Genomic DNA, 13446 nt, shown 5'->3' with positions numbered 1-13446 from the left:
GCGTGAGCCCCAGCATCGAAACACGCCTCCTGCCCACCGCCAAAAGCCCGCATTCCAAAGGCCCGTCGGCCTTTGGTGGGGTGGCTTGGAGGGGCGAGGCCCCTCCAATTCTTCCACTTCGCTTTTGCGCAGACAGTGCGGTGCCCTCCAGCCCGCGTACCGTTCCACCGCGACGCTGTCCTTGCGCCGATGATGTCGGCTCACGCGCCGATCATGCCCAGCACCGCCACCGCCGCGGCCTCCGAAGGCAGTCCCTCCGGCGCCCGCAGCCTGGCCAGCGCCTCGGCGAATCCTACGCGCTGCGCTGCCGCCACCGCCGGGTCCAGCATTGGGCGCAGAAGTGCCTCCGACAGCGATTCCGGCGTGCACGGGCCCTGGATGCGTTCGGGCACCACCTCGCGCTCGGCCAGCAGGTTGACCAGCGAGGCATGCGGCACCTTGACCAGCCGTCGAGCGATTTCCGCCGTGATCGGGTTCAGCCGGTAGGCGACGACATGCGGAATACCGGCCACCGCCATTTCGAGCGACGATGTGCCGGACTTGATCAGCCCCGCCCCCTGGGACTGCGCGACAGCGGCAAAGGCGTCGTGCTTGGCGTCGTTGCCATCGACCAGGATGGGCGTCGCCGGCCAGTCGGCGGCCGCCGCGCGGACCGCCTCGGCGACGATGGGGGCAACCGGCAGCACTGGCCGCAGCCCGGGCAGCCGCTGCGCCGCCAGCCGCAGGGCGCCGCCGAACACCGGCAGCAGGCGCTGCGCTTCCATCCGCCGGCTGCCGGGCATGACGATCACCGGGCAGTCTTCCGCGCCCAGCCCATGCATCGCGCGGAAGCGCACGGCATCGCCGCGATCCGCCCCGCTTTCCAGTACCGGGTGGCCGACGAAGGTCACGGGTATGCCGGCATTCTCGAAGAAGATCGGCTCGAAGGGCAGCAGGCAGAGGATGCGGTCCACCTTCTCCTTCAGTTTCACCACGCGGCCGGGACGCCAGGCCCAGACCTGGGGGGCGACGTAATGCACCACCGGGATGCCGAGTGGCTTCACCCGTTCGGCCACGCGCAGCGTGAAGCCGGGGCTGTCGATCGTCACCAGCACATCGGGGCGGCGCGTGGCGATGTCGGCGACAGCCTCGTTGATCAGCCGCTTCAGCCGGAAGATCTTGGGCAGCACTTCCAGCAGCCCCATCAGCGCCAGTTCGCGATAGTCGAACAGGCTCGCCACGCCCTGCTCGGCCATGCGCGGCCCGCCGATGCCGCTGAATTCCAGGTCCGGCCGGCGCCCGCGAAGGGCGGCGATCAGCCGCGCGCCGAGCACGTCGCCCGAGGCCTCCCCGGCGACGACATGAACCCGCGTCATGCGAAGTCCGCCGGCATCGGCGCGGCGAAGGGCCGGGATGGCCAGTCGCGATGGTTGCGCACCTGGCCATCGTCGCGCACCGCGGTCAGCCGCGCCGGGTCCAGTGTGCAGAACACCCATTCCTCCATGTCGAGCGCCCCGCGCGCCAGCACGCCATCCTCGGGGAAGCCGCGATCCACCGGCCCGAACACAGCCGCATGGCCACGGTTCACGTCCAGCGCGGCCGACCAGGGCGCGAGCCCCACGGTGGGCGTGATGGCGACATAGCACTGGTTCTCCATCGCCCGCGCGGCGGCCCCGATGCGCACGCGGTTGAAGCCATGCATCGTGTCGGTGCAGGACGGTGCAAGGACTACCCAGGCGCCGGCCTCGACCTGCACGCGCACATGCTTGGGGAATTCCACGTCGTAGCAGACCGACACGCCGATCCGCCCCCAGGGCGTGTCGAACACGCCCGGATCGGCGCCTTGGGCAACGCCCCAGCGCTCGGCCTCGAACCGTGTCATGGCGCGCTTTTCCTGCACGGCCATGCGGCCATCGGGATCGATCAGCGGTGCGCGGTTGACCACGCGCCCATCCGGCCGGCGCACCGGCAGCGTGCCCGGCAGCAGCCAAACGCCAAGCCGCCGCGCCGCCTGGCGCATTGCCGCCAGGATGTCCGGCGCGGCCGCGACCACGGCGGCCAGTTCGCCGGCCTCATCCGCCGCATCCCCGCCGGCCAGCGCCGCGCCGAGTTCGACGCAGGCATATTCCGGCAACACCAGCAGGTCGGCGCCCGCGCGCCCGTGCTCCAGCCGTTCCTCCAGCGCCTGCGCGAAGTCGGCGACCGAGCCGGGCCGCCCGACGCCGTATTGCAGCAGCCCCAGGCGCATCGGCGCGTTCACAGCGGGTCCTTCACCCAGAAGCCGAGCGCATGCGGCGTCGCCCGGTCGTCGCCGACCTCCTGCCAGTCGAAGACGACGGAGACATCGGCGCGCCGGACATAGCCGCGCCGACCCCAGAAGCCATCGAGCGCGACATGGTCCTTCGGCCGGCGGGGATCGTTGTCATTGCGCGTCACCGCGCAGAAGGCAGCCGCCGGCAGGCCGAGCGAGCGCGCATGCGCCTCCCGCATCTCGAAGAAGCGTACCCCGGCGCCGCGGCCACGATACGCCGGCAGCAGCACGCTCTCGCCGAAATAGCAGTAGCGTGCCGGGTCAAGGCCGCGCCCGCGGAAGGCCGCCTGCACCCGCGCCTGCGCCTCGTTCATCGGCTGGCAGGTCGCACAGCCCACCGCACGATCCCCGTCGATCGCCACGATCACCGCCGCGCCGGGGCTGTCGGCATAGGCGGCGAGGTAGGTCTCCTCGTAGCCGGGGGAGCCGTCATACAGATACGGCCAGTCGCGGAACACCGCGACGCGCAGCCCTACCAGGCGCGGCAACCAGGCGCGCAGCGCGTCGCCGCGCAGGGTCTCGAAGCGAAGGGGGGCGGGCGTCATGCCCGATCCATAGGGGCCGGGCCCGCGGCGGGGAAGGGGGCTACCGGTCCCGCACCACCCGGATGCCGGCGAAGTTGTAGCGGTCCGCCGCCGTGCCGCGCACGCGGTTGCCGGCGCGCACGTACCAGGGCAGGTGGCTCCAGGAACCGCCGCGCATGGACCGGTTGGCGCAGTCGCCGGTCAGCCGCGGCGAGCCATCGACCGGCTGGCCCTCCAGCGTCGGGTTCAGGCAATCAAGCGTCCATTGCCAGACATTGCCGAGCATGTCGTACAGCCCGAAGGCGTTCGGCCGGAAACTGCCGACCGGCGCGGTGTAGACGTGACGGTCGGAGCAGCGAAAGGTGAATTGCGGCCGCCGGTCGAGGTTCAGCGCCTCGGCCAGGGACAGGTCGGCGACATTGCCATACTCGCAGGCCGGCGCCTGTGTATCCCCCCAGAAGCGCGCCGTCGTGGTGCCGGCGCGGGCGCCGAATTCCCATTCCGCCTCGCTCGGCAGACGATACGGCTTGCCGGTGGTGGTCGCGAGCCATCGCGCATAGGCCTGCGCATCAATCCAGCTGACGCAGACGACCGGATGGTCATCCTTCTGCGCAAAGCCCGGGTTGCGCCAGTTGAGCGTCGGGGCTTCTTGGTATTCGTAGGTCGCGCCACTGTTGACGAAAGCCCAGCAGCCGGACCCCGGCGCATGACCCGTCGCGGCGACGAAGGCGGCGAACTGGCCCAGCGTCACGGCGGTGCGCGACATGGCCAGCCCCGGGGCGATGATGACGCGGCGCTGCGGTTCCGACCGGCCTCGCAGGTCGAAGGGCACGCCCTCGCGTTCTTCCTCCCCGCGCGGCACGCCCATGGTGAAGCTGCCACCGGGCAGGGAGACCATCTCGGGGCAGTCGGCGCAGTCGCTGAATGTGTGCGGTGGCACCTGCGCATGGACGTCGCCGAGCAGCGGCAGCAGCAAGACGATCGCCGCCAGGAACGGAATCTTCACATCCGGGGCTCCAGTTTCGGGCGCAGCGTAACGCAGTCGTGCGGTGCGCCGATATGCTTTGCCACGGTCAACGGGGCCGGGTCTGCATCGATTCCCGTCCCGCCAGCACGAAGGCGGCCAGGCCCTCCTCGACCACGGCGCGGGGCAGGTTGCGCAGGACCAGCGTCAGCCGCGACTTGCGGTCGTGATCGCGGGGCCAGGCTGCGAGCCGCGCTGGCGGATGAAAAACATGCTGCACGCCATGCACGACAACGGGCCGGTCCTCCCCCGCGATGTTCAGCAGCCCCTTCACGCGCAGGATGGAGTCGCCGCGCGTCAGCGCCAGCATCTCGAGCCAGGTGGCCACGCCATCCCAGGGGAGCGGCGTATCGAACACCAGCCCGAAGGCCTCGATGCCCGGATTGTGGCGGTTGGGATCGTGGTGGTGGTGGTGGTGATGGCCGTGCGCCGCCTCGGCGGCGAGCCAGCCCGCCACCGCGGGGATGCGCCCGGCGACGTCGAAGCCGCCGGCGTCGAGCAGCGCCGCCGGGGCGATCGTGCCCTGTTCGGCCCACAGCAGAGGTGCCACTGGACTGAGCGCCGCAAGGCGTCCCACCAGTGCCGACACGGCATCCGGATCCGCGATGTCGGCCTTGGTCAGCACCAGCCGGTCGGCCATCGCCGCCTGCTTCACTGCCTCGACCTGGGTGTCGAGCGTGGCCATCCCCGCCACCGCATCGACCAGCGCCACCACCCCGTCCAGCCGGAAGGCGGACAGCACCATCGGATCGGTCATCAGCGTCTGCAGGATCGGTGCTGGGTCGGCGAGGCCGGTCGTCTCCACCACCACGCGGCGGATGTCCTGGCCGCCCTCGGCGCGGATGGCGAGGTCCCGCAGCACCCGCACCAGGTCCCCGCGCACCGTGCAGCACAGGCAGCCGGCATTGAGCAGCACGACGTCGTCGTCCAGCCGCTCGACCAGCAGGTGATCGAGGCCGATCTCGCCGAATTCGTTGATCAGCACGGCACTTCCGGCCATCTCCGGCGCCTTGAGAAGCCGGTTCAGAAGCGTGGTCTTGCCGGCGCCGAGGAAGCCGGTCAGCACCGTGACTGGTATCTTCTCTCGCCTCATCGGCGCGGTCCGTCGGCGTCATTGCCGGCCCCAGGCGCCGGCGCGCCTGCCCGGCGCGCCATGCGCCGTCGCATGGGAGGCCGCGCGCTGTCCGGGCGCGGTCGCACCGTGCGCTGCCGGCCCGCTGCAGGACAACGGGCCGAGGGGGTGCGGGTCATGCGCCGTACAGCGTCTTCGGATCGACCAGCGGGGCGGCGATCTCGGTCAGCTTGCCGTCGCGGATGGCGTGGAAGAAGCAGTTGCGCCGCCCGGTGTGGCAGGCGACGCCATCCTGGTCGACCAGCGCGAGCAGCGTGTCGCCATCGCAATCCACGCGCAGATCCACCAGCCGCTGCTGCTGGCCCGAGGTCTCCCCCTTGCGCCACAGCGCCTTGCGGGACCGCGACCAGTAGCAGACGCGGCCCGTCGCCAGCGTCTCGGCGACTGAATCGGCGTTCATCCAGGCCATCATCAGCACCTCGCCGGTGTCATGCTGCTGGGCGATGCAGGGCACCAGGCCCTGGACATCGAAGCGGATGGCGGCGATCAGGGCGGCGGTGGCGTCCGGGGCGGTGCTGGTCATCGCGTTACGATATAGTGTCCCCGGGACCATTGGCGAGGAGCAGGCATGGCCGAGGCGATGACACGCGAGACCGCCCTGCGCGAGGCTGAGGCCGTCTGCCTGCGCCGCGGTGCGACACTGACGCCGCTGCGCCGGCAGGTGCTGGAACTGGTGCTCGACGCGTCGTCTCCGGTTGGCGCCTATGCGCTGCTCGACCGGCTCAAGGTGTCGCGGCCCGGCGCGGCGCCGCCCACGGTCTATCGCGCACTGGATTTCCTGCTGGAACAGGGCCTGATCCACAAGCTCGAGCGGCTCAACGCCTATATTGGCTGCATCGACGCCGGCCACGGCCATGCCCACGAACACCACCACCCGCACCAGTTCCTGATCTGCCGCCGCTGCGGTGCCACCGCCGAAATCGCCGACCACGGCATCGCCCATGCCATCGAGGCCGCGGCGCGCCGCGAGGGATTCGCCCTGGCCGAGGCGGTGGTCGAGATCGAGGGCACCTGCGCGCGCTGCATGGCCGGATAGCGCGGCGCCACGCTTTGCCCCGCGTCCCGGCGCTGCTGCTCGCGTCCCATCGATTTGCGCAATGTCATTGCGCCGGCCCCGCGCCGCAGTAACCATGGGCCGGCAGGACGCACTACGCCGAGGGCCATTCCGGTCCCGGCCAGGAGGACAACGCGAACCATGGCTTCCCTCACACCCTCCCGGATGCTGCCGCGCGGGGGCTTGGCCCTCGTGCTCGCCGGCGCGATCGCCGCATCGCCCGCCCTGGCGCAGGGCCAGGCCGCCGGCGGCGCCCCCGCCGGCTTCACCACCGCCGACCTGGCTCGCCTGTGCGGCCCGGCGGCCGACAACGCCAATGCGATGGCGCTCCGCCCGGCCTGCTTCGCCGCGCTGGTCACCATCGGGCAGACGCATTCGCTCTACACCACCGGCCCGCGCGCCCAGCGGCCGATCTTCTGCCTGCCGGAGCAGACGCCGACCCTCGACCGCGTCGCCGGGGACTTCGTCTCCTGGGCCGCGGCCAACCAGCAGTATTCCGGCGCGCGTGCCGCCGAGGGCGTGCTGCGCTTCGCCGCCGCCACCTATCCCTGCCCGGCGGCGCCCGCCGCGCGACGCCGCTGAACCGGAGGACAACGCCATGATGACGAAGAAGCCCCTCCGCATCGCCGCCGTGCTGCTGCTCGGCGTCGGCCTCGCCGGCTGCGAAGGCATGACCGAGAACCAGCGTGCGACCGCCACGGGGGCCGGCATCGGCGCGCTCGGCGGCGCCGCCCTCGGGTCGCTGTCGGGCAATGCCGGCTGGGGCGCGCTGATCGGCGCGGGCGTCGGCGGCGTGTCCGGATATGCGATCAGCAACAGTCGTCAGCGGTAGACGGGGCGGCCCGGTCTGGACAGTTGGAGGGACTTTGCCCCTCCAAGCCACCCCACCAGGGGCCAACGGGCCCCTGGACCGCGGGGATTTGGCGCCGGGCAGGGGCATGTCGTGTCGCCTGCAGGCGCCCGCCGCCCAGGGGATTTCATGCTGCGGTGCGCAAGGCACGTTTCCCCGGGTGAACAACAGCCCCGCCCGGCACCAGGTCGGGGTTTCCAAAGGCCTTAAGCCTTTGGTGGGGTGAGGTTCGGAGAGGGGCAAAGCCCCTCTCCGAGACGCCGCCAAGCCGTACCGATGAGGGAGTTGCCCCTCCGGCCCCGCGTCGCACCGTTCCCCCGTTGCCGTCCCCTTCCGCCCCGTCGGACACTGCGCGCGCGTCCCGAGTCTTGCCCGGGGTGCCAATCGCGCGACGGAAGGACAAGACCGACATGCGCTTCAAGACCATTCTCACGGCAGCGGCCCTGTTGGCTGCGGCGCCGGCCATGGCGCAGACGCCGCCGGCCGGGCGCGGTTCGAACACGGCGACGGTGGCCGAGCTCGCCGCCCTCTGCGCGACGCCCGCCGGTGCCTCCGGCTACGCGGAATCCAACGGGCTGTGCCGCGGCTTCATTGGCGGCTTCGCGCAGTATCATGCGGCGCTGACCCAGCCCGGCACGCGCCACCGCCCGCTGTTCTGCGTGCCCAACCCGGCACCGACGGGTGCGCAGGCCGCGGCCGCTTTCGCCACCTGGGCGCAGGCCAATCCCCAGGCGGCGAACGAACTCGCCGTGGACGGGCTCGCCCGCTGGTTCATCGCCACCTATCCCTGCCCGCAGCCGCCCGCGCGCCGCGGCGCGCGCTGAGACGGAGAGCCCAAGATGCGCAAGATGGTCCTTCTTCCCGCGGCCCTGGCCCTCGGCCTTGGCGGCTGCTCGGGTGATTCGATGACGCCCGGTGGGCGCGACGTGCTGCTCGGCGGCGCCGGTGGCGCGCTGGCGGGTGCGGCGATCGGCTCCTTCACCGCCAATGCCGGGGTGGGCGCGCTGATCGGCGCCGGTGTGGGCGTGGTCGGCGGGTATCTGTGGAACCAGCACCAGGTCGCCGAACGCCAGGCGGCGGAACGGCGCCAGCAGCAACTGGATGCGGCGTATCAGCGCGGCGTGCAGAGCGGCGAGCGGCAGGCCCGAAGCTCGAACTGACAGCGTGGCGGGGCAGCATCCGCATGCCCCGCCCACCGCTGTGGCGCGACGCGACCCGGGGCCCCGTCGGGTTGCATGCAATTGAGTCCTGCCGCAGGGTTGTTCCACTGGCGATTTTAGATCACGCAGGTGGAGCGCCTCATGCCCTGGCCCGAGAACCCGCCCGATGACGCGTACATCAACATCGGCTTCATCCAGAAGGACTGGATGAGCGAATTCTCTGACTATGTGGGCAACACGCCGATGACGAGCCCGGGCGTGTGCATGGCCCTCACCACCCAGTTGTTCGAATACCGCAAGAATTCGAGGTCTCCGCCGGATTTCTTCAAGTGGGTCCGGTCGAACGATGGCGCCCAGGCGATCATGAAGATCCAGACCGCCTATATGATGAGCGCGCTGGGGACGACCGACCCGAATGCCCAGGTGAACATGAGCTTCGGGAGCGTCCTCGGCGCGTTCCGGCGTTCGGCCGAGGACGACATGTACAAGTCATCCGGCTTCGAGTCCGTCGACAGCCCGTTCTTCCCCAGCATCTTCGGCGGCTTCGGTTCCCTGGCGAAGGATGTCGTCCAACGGCACGGCACTGCGGGCTGCCTCTACAAGCCGATCTACATGGCGAAGCTGGGTGGGGGATCCCACACGATCGGTGCCATCGTCAATTTCGACCGAAACAACTACGCCTTCTTCGACTCCAACCACGGCTATGTGGCGTTCCAGCAGTTGAGCAGCCTGGAGAGCTTCGTCGCCTCGGTTCAGGATGAATACATCGAGGACTTCACGGCGTATTTCATCGATTCCAAGTCCTGACGGGCGGATCGCGGTTCAGCCATCGCGGCAGTCCTCGCCGAAGCACTCGAACGGCGACCAGCGCGATCCAGGCGAAGCGGGGGGGTGCGCTCCCCCCCCACGCCGTCATGACCGCAGCGTCGCCAGCCCCTGGTCCAGATCCGCGAGCAGGTCGCCTACATCCTCCAGCCCGATATGGATGCGCACGGTGAAGCCGCCGAGATCGTCGGACGTCGCCGTGCGGGTGATGAAGCCGGTGGTGGGCAGGGCGAGGCTCTCATACCCGCCCCAGGATGCGCCGATGCCGAACAGCGCGAGGCTGTCGATGAAACGGAACACCTGTTCCTCGGTGTAGTGCGGCTGGAAGACGATGCCGAACAGGGAGCACGACCCGGTGAAATCCCGCTTGAACAACGCATGCTGCGGGTGGGAGGGCAGGCCGGGATGCAGCACGCGCTGGATCTCTGCGCGGTTCTCGAACCAGCTCGCCACGGCCAGCCCGCTGGCCTCCTGGTGCTTGAGGCGCACCGGCATGGTGCGGGCGCCACGCAGCGCGAGCCAGCAATCGTCGGGGGCGGCAAAGTGGCCCATCTGCCCGGCCGCGGTGCGGACGATGAGGTAGTCTTCCTCGGTGTTCGTGGTGATCGAGCCCAACAGCACGTCTGAATGGCCGCCGACATACTTGGTCAGTGCCTGGATCGAGACATCGACACCGTGCTGGAACGGCATGAAATTGTGGATGCCCCAGGTGTTGTCCATCAGCACCTTGGCACCGCCGGCATGCGCCGCGCGGGCGATCGCCGGGATGTCCTGCAGCTCGAAGGTGTGGCTGCCGGGGCTTTCCGTGTAGACGACCTTGGTGTTGGGGCGCATCAGCGCGGCGATCTCGGCCTCGCCGATGGTCGGGTCGTAGAAGGTCGTCTCGATGCCATAGGCGGCCATCAGGCCGGTGGCGATGTTGCGCCCGGGGCCATAGACGCTGTCGGGCATCAGGCAATGCTCGCCGGTCTTCAGATACGCCATCAGTGGCACCGTGACGGCGGCGAGGCCGGTGCCCACCAGCACGCAGCGCGTGCCGCCCTCGATCTCGGCGATGACGTCTTCCAGGGCGTAATGCGTTGGACCGCCGGCGGTGCCGTAGGTCATCACGCGGTTGAAGCGGTCCTTGGCGAATTCCTTGCGCGACCGCACATTCGGCATCAGCACGGTGGATCCGCGATGCACGGCCGGGTTCACGAAACCATGCGCATGGGTGCCGGCGCGGCCGGCATGGGACATGCGAGTGGCGAAGCCTTCGGTGCGATGCGGCTTTGAGATGTCGTGGGGCATGATCAGGCCGTCTTTTCCTTGGTTGTTTCCGGGCGGGACGCCCATTCGGTCCAGGACCCGTCATAGACGGCGGGTTCAGGCAGGCCGGCGCGCACCATCCCGAAGGCGAGCACGCAGGCGGTAACGCCCGACCCGCAGGAGGTCACGACCGGCTTGCCGCCCGTCGCCCCCGCCGCGGCGAACAGCGCCCGCAGCGTGGATGGGTCCTTGGTCTTGCCGTCCGCGCCGGCGATCTCGCTGGACGGGACATTTGCCGCACCCGGCATGTGGCCGGATGGCAGGCCGGCGCGCGGTTCCGGCGCGGTGCCGTCGAAGCGCCCCTTGGCGCGGGCATCGATGATCAGCGCCGAGCCGTCGGCCACGATCTGCTTGATGTCGCCGATGCCCTTGAGCATCGATGCGCGGAAATCCGGCACGAAGGTCACGGCCGCCGGGGCAGGGACGTCGCCCGTCTCGACCGCGCGGCCTTCCTTCTTCCAGGCCGGCAGCCCGCCATCCAGCACCGCGACGTTGTCGTGGCCGAACAGCCGCATCATCCACCAGCCGCGCGGCGAACTGCGCAGCCCGTGCTGGTCGTAGAACACCACGCGACTGTCGTTCGACACGCCAAGCGCGCCGACCATGCGCGCGAACTTCGCGGGCGTGGGCACCATGTGCGGCAGGTCGGTCTCGTCATCGGCGATCTTGTCGATGTCGAACAGGCGCGAACCCGGGATATGCGCGGTACGGAAGGCGTCGTGCTTGTTGCCGGGTTCGCCCGGCAGGAAGGTCGAGCAATCGAGGACCACCAGGTCCGGCTTGCCGAGTTCCCCGGCCAGCCATTCGGTCGAAACCAGCATCTCCATCGGCGTCACTCCCCGGCGAGGACCAGCGTCACGCGCCGGTTCGCCTTGCCCTTGTTTTCGATCTTGATGACTTCGACGCGGCCGATCTCCCCGGTCGCTCGAACATGGGTGCCGCCGCAGGGTTGCAGGTCAACCGGGGCGGCCTCATCGCCGATGCGCACCAGGCGGATGCGGCCGGACCCTCGCGGCGGCTGCACCGACAGCGTGCGCACCAGGGTCGGATTGGCGTCCAGCTCCGCATCGCTGATCCAGGTCTCGCTGATCGCGTGATTGGCGGCGACCAGCGCGGCCAGTCCTTCGGTCAGGGCTTCCTTGGTCGGCGGGTCCGGCAGGTCGAAGTCGAGCCGCGCCTTCTCCACGGCGATCTGCCCGCCGGTCACGCCGGCGCCGGGGATCAGGCTGCACAGCAGGTGCATCGAGGTGTGCATGCGCATGAAGCGGTGGCGGCGGCCCCAGTCGAGCACCGCAGCGACGAGCGTGCCCGGTTCGGGCAGCACGGCGCCCGGTGCCGGGACGTGAAGCACGGTGTCGTCGGGGCCCTTCACCGCCTCGCTCACCGCCATTTCGCCGCCATCCCAGCGCAGCACGCCGGCGTCGCCCGGCTGGCCACCGGCCCGCGCGTAGAACACGGTGCGATCCAGCACGACGCCATCCGGCGCGGCGGAGACGATGCGCGCCGCGATCTCGCGCGTATAGGCATCGTCACGATAGGCGAGTTCGGTCGGCATTCAGGCGGTCCATTCCTTCAGCAGCGCCGCGCGCCGGCGTGCGAACTGCGCCAGGCACAGCGCGCCGGTGGCATTGGCGATGCGATTGTCGTCCAGCATGGCGATGGCGTCGTCCGCGTCCAGCACCAGCAGGCGGATATCCTCATGTTCGCTGTGCAGGCCGTGGTGGCCGGCATGGCCGGGCTCGGGCAGGCGGGTGCGGGCGAGGAACAGGGTGATCACCTCGTCGCAGCCGCCCTGGCTGAGGATGAACCGCCCGATCGGCAGGATCCGGTCGGCGACCAACCCGGTCTCCTCCGCCAATTCGCGCCGCGCGGCATCGACCGGGTCCTCGCCATCCTCGAGCAGCCCGGCGGCGCATTCGGCCATCACCGGATCCATCCCGGCGGCCAGCGCCGGCAGGCGGAACTGTTCGATCAGCGCCACGCGACCTGCCCAGGGGTCCCACGGCAACACCGCCACGGCCCCGCCGCGTCGCCACAATTCCCAGGTCAGCACGCCGCCTTCGGCACCGTCGAAGCGGCGACGGCGGAAGCGGACGCGTTGCAACGGGAAGCGCCCCTCCCAGACCACCTCGTCGGAAAGCACCGTCAGGCCGGGATATGCGGGGATCGGCTTCGCCTTGGGAGGTCTGGCGCTCATGGATGGCGGACCCTACCCTTGGTCGCAGGGTCCGTCCATGCACCGGGGCCAGGCCGGGGAGGGGATGCTGCGCGTCATCGAGCAAGGCCGGACCAACGGCCGTGGCAGCCACCGGCGCCGCCCATGAGCGACGCCCCCGCCGACATCCATGCCAGCGCCCGCGCGCAGCGGCGCGGCATCATCCTGCTGATCTGCGCGACCGCGGCCTTCGCGATCTCCGCCGCCTTCGCCAAGACGATCGGCGGCCGCATCCCGGTCGCCGAGGTCATCCTGTTCCGCAACGTCTTCGCCCTGCCGGCGCTGTTGCCGGTGGTCCTGGCATCGGGCGGCTTCGCCGCGCTGACGACGCGCAACCCGATGAGCCACGCCGCCCGCACGCTGTTCGGCATGATGGGCATGGTCGGGTCCTTCTATGGCTATGTGCACCTGCCGATCGCGACGGTCACCGCGCTCGGCTTCACCATGCCGCTGTTCCTGACCATCCTGTCGGTGCCGCTGCTGCACGAAAGCGTCGGCTGGCGGCGCGGCCTTGCCGTGCTGGTCGGCTTCTGCGGGGTGGTCCTGATGGTCGGACCGGGGGCGGAAGGGATCGGCGAATCCGGCCTCGCGATCCTGCTGTGCCTGCTGGGTGCGGTGGGCTGGGCGCTGGCGATGATCACCATTCGCCAGATGGGCGATGCGGGGGAGAGTTCAGTCGCGATAGTCGTGTGGTTCGCGGTGGCCTCGGCCGTGGTGGCCGGCATCGCCGCGGCGCCGGTATGGATCTGGCCGACACCGCTGGAATGGGCGCTGTTGGCGGGTATCGGGCTGGTCTCGGCCTTGGCGCAGGTGCTGATGACCACCGCCTATCGCACCGGGGAGGCGACGCTGCTCGCCCCCTTCGAATATGCCGGCATCGTCTGGACCACCGCGCTCGGCGCCTTCATCTGGGCGGAACTACCGGATGGGTGGGATTTCGCCGGCATCGCCGTGCTGGTCGGCGCCGGGATCTACATCTGGCACCGGGAGGTAGTGCTGGGTGTACGGCGTTGATTGGAGCATGATTGGTTCACATTGGTTCACCCACCGCGCTTCAACCTGTT

At 70.1% G+C, this 13446-nt stretch carries 17 protein-coding genes; 7 read left to right on the top strand and 10 right to left on the bottom strand.

Annotation, left to right across the window (positions count from 1 at the left end):
* Positions 1-200: 200 nt before the first annotated feature.
* From lpxB to hisI, 6 genes are all read right to left on the bottom strand, one after another.
* Positions 201-1355, bottom strand: a complete 1155-nt coding sequence (gene lpxB / locus AAFN86_RS08080; protein WP_347542775.1) for a lipid-A-disaccharide synthase — start codon at positions 1353-1355, stop codon at positions 201-203.
* Positions 1352-2239 (bottom strand): carbon-nitrogen hydrolase family protein, encoded by an 888-nt coding sequence (locus tag AAFN86_RS08075; protein WP_347542774.1) that lies wholly within the window; start codon positions 2237-2239, stop codon positions 1352-1354. The genes lpxB and AAFN86_RS08075 overlap by 4 nt, the downstream gene beginning before the upstream one ends.
* A complete protein-coding gene (locus tag AAFN86_RS08070; protein WP_347542773.1) occupies positions 2236-2835 on the bottom strand; it encodes a GNAT family N-acetyltransferase in 600 nt (199 codons plus the stop codon). Before AAFN86_RS08070 ends, AAFN86_RS08075 begins: the two co-directional genes overlap by 4 nt.
* A 40-nt stretch (positions 2836-2875) precedes the next feature.
* The gene (locus tag AAFN86_RS08065) at positions 2876-3820 is read right to left on the bottom strand and encodes a formylglycine-generating enzyme family protein (protein WP_347542772.1); all 945 of its coding nucleotides are present in this window, start codon (positions 3818-3820) and stop codon (positions 2876-2878) included.
* 67 nt (positions 3821-3887) lie between these two features.
* Positions 3888-4931: a GTP-binding protein gene (locus AAFN86_RS08060; protein ID WP_347542771.1), complete on the bottom strand. Its 1044-nt coding sequence runs from the start codon at positions 4929-4931 to the stop codon at positions 3888-3890.
* Between the two features lie 154 nt (positions 4932-5085).
* Positions 5086-5493: a phosphoribosyl-AMP cyclohydrolase gene (gene hisI / locus AAFN86_RS08055; RefSeq protein WP_347542770.1), complete on the bottom strand. Its 408-nt coding sequence runs from the start codon at positions 5491-5493 to the stop codon at positions 5086-5088.
* Positions 5494-5538: 45 nt separating this feature from the next.
* Between hisI and AAFN86_RS08050 the strand changes: the two genes are divergently transcribed.
* From AAFN86_RS08050 to AAFN86_RS08025, 6 genes are all read left to right on the top strand, one after another.
* Complete coding sequence (locus tag AAFN86_RS08050) at positions 5539-6006, top strand: transcriptional repressor (protein WP_347542769.1); 468 nt, start codon at positions 5539-5541, stop codon at positions 6004-6006.
* A gap of 159 nt (positions 6007-6165) precedes the next feature.
* Positions 6166-6606 carry a Rap1a/Tai family immunity protein gene (locus AAFN86_RS08045; protein ID WP_347542768.1) on the top strand — a complete coding sequence of 147 codons (441 nt, stop codon included), beginning with the start codon at positions 6166-6168 and terminating at the stop codon, positions 6604-6606.
* A 16-nt stretch (positions 6607-6622) separates the two neighbouring features.
* The gene (locus AAFN86_RS08040; RefSeq protein ID WP_347542767.1) at positions 6623-6856 is read left to right on the top strand and encodes a YMGG-like glycine zipper-containing protein; all 234 of its coding nucleotides are present in this window, start codon (positions 6623-6625) and stop codon (positions 6854-6856) included.
* A gap of 428 nt (positions 6857-7284) precedes the next feature.
* Positions 7285-7698: a Rap1a/Tai family immunity protein gene (locus AAFN86_RS08035; RefSeq protein ID WP_347542766.1), complete on the top strand. Its 414-nt coding sequence runs from the start codon at positions 7285-7287 to the stop codon at positions 7696-7698.
* A gap of 15 nt (positions 7699-7713) precedes the next feature.
* The gene (locus tag AAFN86_RS08030; RefSeq protein WP_347542765.1) at positions 7714-8034 is read left to right on the top strand and encodes a glycine zipper domain-containing protein; all 321 of its coding nucleotides are present in this window, start codon (positions 7714-7716) and stop codon (positions 8032-8034) included.
* A 141-nt stretch (positions 8035-8175) separates the two neighbouring features.
* Positions 8176-8841 carry a YopT-type cysteine protease domain-containing protein gene (locus AAFN86_RS08025; RefSeq protein ID WP_347542764.1) on the top strand — a complete coding sequence of 222 codons (666 nt, stop codon included), beginning with the start codon at positions 8176-8178 and terminating at the stop codon, positions 8839-8841.
* A 105-nt stretch (positions 8842-8946) separates the two neighbouring features.
* On the opposite strand, the gene metC is transcribed toward AAFN86_RS08025, so the two are convergent.
* Genes metC through AAFN86_RS08005 form a run of 4 tightly spaced genes read right to left on the bottom strand, consistent with a single transcriptional unit; the run spans position 8947 to position 12364 of the window.
* A complete protein-coding gene (metC, locus tag AAFN86_RS08020) occupies positions 8947-10149 on the bottom strand; it encodes a cystathionine beta-lyase (RefSeq protein ID WP_347542763.1) in 1203 nt (400 codons plus the stop codon).
* Between the two features lie 2 nt (positions 10150-10151).
* Positions 10152-10994 (bottom strand): sulfurtransferase, encoded by an 843-nt coding sequence (locus AAFN86_RS08015; protein WP_347542762.1) that lies wholly within the window; start codon positions 10992-10994, stop codon positions 10152-10154.
* Between the two features lie 5 nt (positions 10995-10999).
* Positions 11000-11722, bottom strand: a complete 723-nt coding sequence (locus AAFN86_RS08010) for an alanyl-tRNA editing protein (protein WP_347542761.1) — start codon at positions 11720-11722, stop codon at positions 11000-11002.
* Positions 11723-12364, bottom strand: coding sequence for an NUDIX hydrolase (locus AAFN86_RS08005; RefSeq protein ID WP_347542760.1), 642 nt, complete (start codon positions 12362-12364; stop codon positions 11723-11725).
* A gap of 123 nt (positions 12365-12487) precedes the next feature.
* Here AAFN86_RS08005 and AAFN86_RS08000 point away from each other — a divergent pair, with 123 nt between their 5' ends.
* Positions 12488-13396 carry a DMT family transporter gene (locus tag AAFN86_RS08000; RefSeq protein ID WP_347542759.1) on the top strand — a complete coding sequence of 303 codons (909 nt, stop codon included), beginning with the start codon at positions 12488-12490 and terminating at the stop codon, positions 13394-13396.
* Positions 13397-13446 lie beyond the last annotated feature (50 nt).

The sequence above is a fragment of the Roseomonas sp. CAU 1739 genome, assembly GCF_039839775.1.
Lineage (GTDB): Bacteria > Pseudomonadota > Alphaproteobacteria > Acetobacterales > Acetobacteraceae > Neoroseomonas.
The sequence above is the reverse complement of the archived record's forward strand: the minus strand, read 5'-3'. Positions and strand labels throughout refer to the sequence as shown.